7 protein-coding genes are annotated in these 6,196 nt (G+C 38.5%); 6 read left to right on the forward strand and 1 reads right to left on the reverse strand.

Translation table 11 applies throughout. From position 1 onward, the window contains the following. The first annotated feature begins 20 nt into the window (after window positions 1-20). Entirely contained in the window at window positions 21-1,424 is a 1,404-nt protein-coding gene (locus tag AB8M93_RS10730; RefSeq protein ID WP_373057582.1) for an exonuclease domain-containing protein, read from the forward strand. Between the two features lie 56 nt (window positions 1,425-1,480). On the opposite strand, the gene xerD is transcribed toward AB8M93_RS10730, so the two are convergent. Next, complete coding sequence (xerD, locus tag AB8M93_RS10735) at window positions 1,481-2,377, reverse strand: site-specific tyrosine recombinase XerD (protein WP_373057583.1); 897 nt, start codon at window positions 2,375-2,377, stop codon at window positions 1,481-1,483. Between the two features lie 113 nt (window positions 2,378-2,490). On the opposite strand from xerD, the gene AB8M93_RS10740 reads away from it, so the two are divergent. The 5 genes from AB8M93_RS10740 to AB8M93_RS10760 all read left to right on the forward strand — a co-directional run bounded on the left by AB8M93_RS10740 (window position 2,491) and on the right by AB8M93_RS10760 (window position 5,674). After that, entirely contained in the window at window positions 2,491-3,111 is a 621-nt protein-coding gene (locus tag AB8M93_RS10740) for a porin family protein (RefSeq protein ID WP_373057584.1), read from the forward strand. A 146-nt stretch (window positions 3,112-3,257) separates the two neighbouring features. Further along, on the forward strand, window positions 3,258-3,755 hold the full coding sequence (locus AB8M93_RS10745; RefSeq protein ID WP_373057585.1) for a hypothetical protein: 498 nt from the start codon (window positions 3,258-3,260) through the stop codon (window positions 3,753-3,755). A gap of 145 nt (window positions 3,756-3,900) precedes the next feature. Further along, window positions 3,901-4,449 carry an outer membrane beta-barrel protein gene (locus tag AB8M93_RS10750; protein ID WP_373057586.1) on the forward strand — a complete coding sequence of 183 codons (549 nt, stop codon included), beginning with the start codon at window positions 3,901-3,903 and terminating at the stop codon, window positions 4,447-4,449. 77 nt (window positions 4,450-4,526) lie between these two features. Continuing rightward, window positions 4,527-4,952: a type II 3-dehydroquinate dehydratase gene (aroQ, locus tag AB8M93_RS10755; protein ID WP_373057587.1), complete on the forward strand. Its 426-nt coding sequence runs from the start codon at window positions 4,527-4,529 to the stop codon at window positions 4,950-4,952. Next, entirely contained in the window at window positions 4,949-5,674 is a 726-nt protein-coding gene (locus AB8M93_RS10760; RefSeq protein ID WP_373057588.1) for a Dph6-related ATP pyrophosphatase, read from the forward strand. Before aroQ ends, AB8M93_RS10760 begins: the two co-directional genes overlap by 4 nt. Window positions 5,675-6,196: the final 522 nt, after the last annotated feature.

Raw genomic sequence — 6,196 nt, forward strand, 5'->3', positions numbered from 1 at the left:
ATTTAGTTATATTTGTAGGGATGAAAGAGAAAACATACGCAATAATAGACGTGGAGACTACGGGAGGAGGGATAACAGGTAACCGCCTAACCGAAATATGCATCGTTCTGCTTAAAGGTGGCGAAATTGTAGATAAATATATCACCCTTCTTAATCCTGAAAAAATTATACCTCCGCAAATTACCTCCTTAACAGGAATTGATAATGAAATGGTAGCAGATGCTCCTAAATTTCATGAGGTGGCAGATGCTATTGAGGAGTTTACACAGGGAGCTGTTTTTGTTGCCCATAATGTAAATTTTGATTACAATGTTTTACGAAATGAATTTAAAGCGCTGGGCAAGGATTTTAAGCGTAAAAAACTTTGTACGGTGCGGCTTTCGCGTAAACTTATCCCGGGATTATTTTCTTACAGCCTGGGAAAATTATGTAGTTCCATTAACATTCCTCTTGAAAATCGGCACAGGGCTGAGGGGGATACTGATGCCACGGTAATTCTTTTCCAAAGATTGCTGAAATTAGATGAAGGGGGAGAGGTGATGTCTTCTTTTTTGCATCCGCGTTCTAAAAATGCCACTTTACCGCCTCACATTCCTGCAGAACAAATAGATGAACTGCCGGAAGAACCGGGAATTTATCTTTTTAAAGACAGGCAGCATAAAATTATCTATGCAGGAAAGGCCAAAAATATTCAAAAGCGAGTGTTGTCCCATTTTTATGATAAAAAATCCAAAGAATATCACCTGGGACAGGAAACCAGCTTTATAGATTTTGAAACTACAGGGAGTGAATTGCTTGCGCTACTTCTGGAAGCAGATTATATCCGGAAGCATTACCCCAAATATAACCGGGCACAAAAGAAGCCTGCCCGGACCTATCAAATTATTAGTTATGTAAATCAAAGAGGGATCATTCAGCTGGCTGTAGGACAAACAAAGCAGGTGCGTGATTCTGTTCAGACTTTTTACAACAGGGCTCAGGCGCAGGAAATGCTTGAAACACTGTGTGAAAAATTCTGCCTTTGCCCAAAATATTGCACTTTACAATCTAATGTAAAAATCTGCTCCCACTACCGCATTAAAAATTGCGAAGGCATATGTACCGGTTCTGAAAGCGTAAAGGATTATAATGATAAAGTAAAGATGGCTATTGCATCTTTAAACCCCGCCAAACAAACCTACATTATTAAAGAAAAGGGGAGAGAACCCGGTGAGCAGGCTTTTATTGCGATTAAAGAAGGCCGTTATCAGGGTTATGGCTTTGTAGGAGCTGATGTCCAAATTTGCAGTTTTGAAGAATACGAACCTTTTCTAAAGCTCCAGGAATCTACCTTCCATACTCATCAAATTATTAACAGTTACCTTAGGAAAAATGGAGAAAGCAATGTTCTCCGCAAGCAGGAAGAAGCGGCTATTAGTCAGTAAATAATATCTTGCTAAAGATAATTGCCTGCTATTCCGTATAACTATATAAAATGGGATTACCTTCTGGGGTGAAATTCTTCCATTACCCTGCGAAGGTGGCTGCGGTCTACGTGCATGTAAACTTCTGTGGTAGTTATGCTTTCATGTCCCAGCATTTGCTGAATTGCCCTTAAATCGGCTCCATTTTCAAGCAGGTGGGTGGCAAATGAATGCCGGAAAGTATGCGGACTTATTTTTTTGCGGATACCGGCCTTCTGCGCCAGTTGTTTTACAATAGTGAAGATCATTGCCCGGGTAAGTTTTTTCCCGCGTCGGTTAAGAAAGAGGGTATCTGAAGATTCTTTCTCCACCTCCTGGTGCACCCTTACCTGCTGCACATAAATCTCTATAAACTTTTGGGTATAAGCTGAAACAGGTACGAAGCGTTGTTTATTTCCCTTGCCGGTCACCTGTAGAAAACCTTCGTCAAAATAAAGATCGGATAATTTTAATTCTGTAAGTTCAGATACCCGCAGCCCGCAGCCATAGAGGGTTTCAATAATCGCACGGTTACGCTCTCCTTCAGCTTTGCCAAGATCAATAGCGGCTATAATCTTATCAATTTCATCAACGGCAATAGTATCGGGAAGTTTTCTTCCAATCTTTGGAGATTCTATGAGGTCCAGGGGATTATCCTGCCGGTAATCTTCAAAAATTAAGTAATTAAAAAATCCGCGCAGTCCGGAGATAATCCTGGACTGGGAACGTGCGCTATGGGTTTTTGCAACCTCATAAATAAAGATCTGGATATTTTCTTCAGTAATAGAAAGAGGAGAGACCTTGCGGTTGTTAACATTTAAAAATTGAATGAGTTTAAGTATATCCAGCCGGTAATTCTGAATGGAATTCTCTGATAATCCTCTTTCTATCTTTAAAAAACTGCAGTAATCCTGAAGTGCGTTCTCCCATTTCATGTGTTAAATATAGGGACAAAGCAGCAGATAAACTTAGTAATACTTTAATTCTGACTAACATTTTATTAACGGGAATGAAGCCTACATTTGTCGTCAAATAAAATATAAAAATTATGAAAAAGTCAGTTTTAATTATTGCTTTGGCCGTATTTGGAATCACCGGGATGAACGCCCAGGAATTTGTACAGTTTGGGATAAAGGGAGGCCTTAATTTTTCCACATTTACCGGAGATGGTATCCAGGGTTTTGAAGATCCCGATATGCGGACTGGTTTTAATGTAGGATTATTAGCAGAAATTCCACTTATTGAGGATAAATTCTCTATTCAACCAGAAGTGCTTTACTCTGCACATGGATTTGATATTTCTGATGACCAGCAGGATAACATTTTTGATATAGATGACAACGTGGAGTACCAGTTGGATTATATAAGCGTGCCTGTGCTTGCAAAAATATATCTATTAGACGGGCTGAGTGTACAGGCAGGGCCTGCTTTTAATTTTAAGGTAAACGAAGAAATAGATAATGCCCCGCTTCAGGATGGTGGAGATACAGATGTTTCTGATGTTAGTGCCGTAAAAGATTTTGAAATCGCCGGAGCCGCAGGATTGGAGTATAAATTTAACAATGGATTTTTTATCCAGGGAAGATATACCTATGGATTTTCTGATGTGGTTGAAGATTATGATGTACATAATTCTGTAATCCAGGCAGGAGTTGGATTTTTCTTTTAGAACTTAACACCTATTGAAAATTGAAAAGGGCAGGAACTGTGGTTTCTGTCCTTTTTTATTACTGAAAATTGTAAAATGTTAATATTTAGAAAGATATATGTTTATTTCATAATTTTAGATTGTTAACCGACTAAATATTTAGAAAAATGAAAAAAGCAATTTTACTTTTGGTGTTTATCCTGTTTGGAATTAATTCTTCCTTTAGCCAGGAAGGAGATTTTATTTTAGGAGTCAACGTTGGGCTTCCTGTTGGAGATGTAAAAGACATTTCCAACTTTGATGTTGGAGCAGATATAGGTTACCTTTTTGGGCTGGCCGATATTGTAAAAGTGGGACCCACAGCGGGATACATGCATTTCTTCGGAGCAGACGGAAACGATGGAGATGTGGAATGGGAAGTTGATGACTTCCAGTTTATACCTGTTGGCGCTGCCGGCCGTGTAGATCTTGCCTTTTTGGAAGTAGGACTGGATCTAGGCTATGCCATAGGCGTAAACGATGGAAATGACGGCGGTTTCTTCTTTAGGCCGAAAGCCGGTTTTTCCCTGGGTGTTCTCAATATTATAGCCTCATATACCAACATTAACATTGAAGAAAATTTTAATGTCTCAACTTTGAATATTGGTCTTGAGTTTGGACTATAATTAAAAGGTTTTAGGATTTGAATGCGGGGAGATCCGCTTTATTTCAGTAACGAAAAGGGGGGAATTTCCCCCTTTTTTATTTCAGCTTCTTCATCATATTGAAATTTTATTATTTTCGCAGCCTAAACAACCTAATTTTATTAAAATGAAAAATTTAGTTTTGGCAGCAATGCTGCTTTTTGCAAGTGTAAGTTTTATGCAGGCTCAGGAAGTCAATTTTGGTGTTACAGCTGGTTATACCAATATGACTGGTCGTTCTGGGGAATCAAATTCTTCTGTTGAATCATCTTCAAGTGCTTCAGGTTTTTATATCGGCGTTTTAACTGATTTTTCTTTATCTGAAAATTTTCATCTCCAACCGGAAGTGAATCTTGCAATAGCAGATGATTCCAATTTCTTAATAATACCTGTTTTTGCGCAATATTATATAGGAGATTCTTCATTTTATTTGCAGGCTGGTCCTCAGGTTACTGCTATTTTAGAAGAAACCAACGGACTTTTAAATACTTTTGGTTTGGATTTGGCTTTTGGTGCCGGCTATCATATTAACGAAAACTTTTTCCTTCAGGCAAAATACTCCTTTGAGGTTACTAACCGTCTTTCAAATTCTACTCGTGATTTTTATGATAGTGAAGGCTTAGATGTTAACTCAGGATTTGATGCTTTCACTGTTGGAGTGGGATATAAATTTTAAACATTCTTAAAATAAATTCAGAAAAGCGGGCAGTTTGTCCGCTTTTTTTATGGCTTAAAATTAATATCTTTATAACTATGAAAATACTTATTATCAACGGGCCCAATCTCAATTTACTGGGCACCAGGGAACCTGAAATTTACGGAGGCAAAACTTTTGAAGAATATTTTTCCCATCTTCAGTTTAAATTCAGACAACTTGAACTTTCCTATGTACAAAGCAATGTAGAAGGAGAAATAATAAATGAAATTCATAAGGCCGCTAAAGATTTTGACGGAATTGTATTGAATGCAGCCGCATATACTCATACTTCTGTTGCCATTGCCGATGCCGTAAAAGCCATAGAAGCCCCGGTGGTTGAAGTTCATATTTCCAATATTCATGCCCGCGAGGAATTTCGCCATAAATCCTATATCTCTCCTCATGCCAAAGGAGTGATTTTCGGATTCGGGCTAAAGGGTTATGATCTTGCCGTAAGCAGCTTTATAGAAGAGGAGGCATGAAAAATGCTTATTTAAACTGGAGCAGCGGTAAAGACTCGGCACTGGCCCTTTATAAATTGAATCAGAACAAAGAGTTTAAAGTGAAAAAACTCGTCACTACTGTTAATACTGAAGTAGACCGAATTTCCATGCACGGGCTCCGTAAAGAATTATTGTTGCAACAGGCTGTAAATATAGGTTTGCCACTGCAGGTAATTCCTTTGCACGGTGCAGTTTCTATGAAGGAATATAATGAGGAAATGAGAAATGCCACAGCTGTTCTTAAAGCTGAAGGTTTTACTCATGCTATTTTTGGGGATATTTTTCTGGAAGACCTTAAGACCTATCGGGATGAACAATTGAAACTTGCAGGAATAGAAGGGGTTTATCCACTCTGGAAGCAGAATACCGGAGAATTGATGGATAATTTTCTAAAGCTTGGTTTTAAGGCTATTACAGTTTGTACCAATTCCAGGTTACTGAATAATTCCTTCTGCGGAAGAATTATTGATGAAGATTTTATAAAAGATTTGCCTGAAGGAGTAGACCCGTGCGGAGAAAACGGGGAATTTCATACTTTCGTCTTTGACGGGCCAATTTTTGATGAGCCGGTTAAATTCCAGAAAGGGGAGAAGGTGGAGCGAACTTATACTCCAAACTCTTCAAAAGATGATAGTTGTTTTAAGGATGAAGAGGAAAGCTGGGACACGGGATTTTGCTATTGTGACCTGCTTCCGAAGTAAAGGCGGATTAGGCTTTTGGCTTTAAGCTTAAGTAATACATTAAAGGATCGCCCTATATTTCTAAAAACCATTTCGTTATGCAATTATAAATGTTGAATTTTAAATGCTGAATGTTGTATTCGTCGTCCTTGATCAACTTTTAACATTTCAATTCTAAACTTGAAACTCTGAACTGAGAAATAACCACCCCGACCTCGGCCACCCCCGCCCAACGGAGTCATTCTTAGAAAGTATGGGAGCGCGTTTTGATTGTTTCAAATGTTGAATTTTAAATGTTGCTGTTAGTTTCGTTCAGTGATCTTTTCAATTTTGAGCATTACGCACCTTACCTCAATCCTTACATAAAATCCGAACTGGAAATAACCACCCCGCCTTCGGCCACCCCCGCCCAACGGAGTCATTCTTAGAAAGTATGGGAGCGCGTTTTGATTGTTTCAGTTGTTGAAATTTTAAATGTTGCTGTTAGTTTCGTTCAGTGATCTTTTCAATTTTGAGCATTACGCACCTTACCTCAATCCTTAC

The organism is Autumnicola aciditolerans (genome assembly GCF_041679265.1).
Classification (GTDB): domain Bacteria; phylum Bacteroidota; class Bacteroidia; order Flavobacteriales; family Flavobacteriaceae; genus Autumnicola.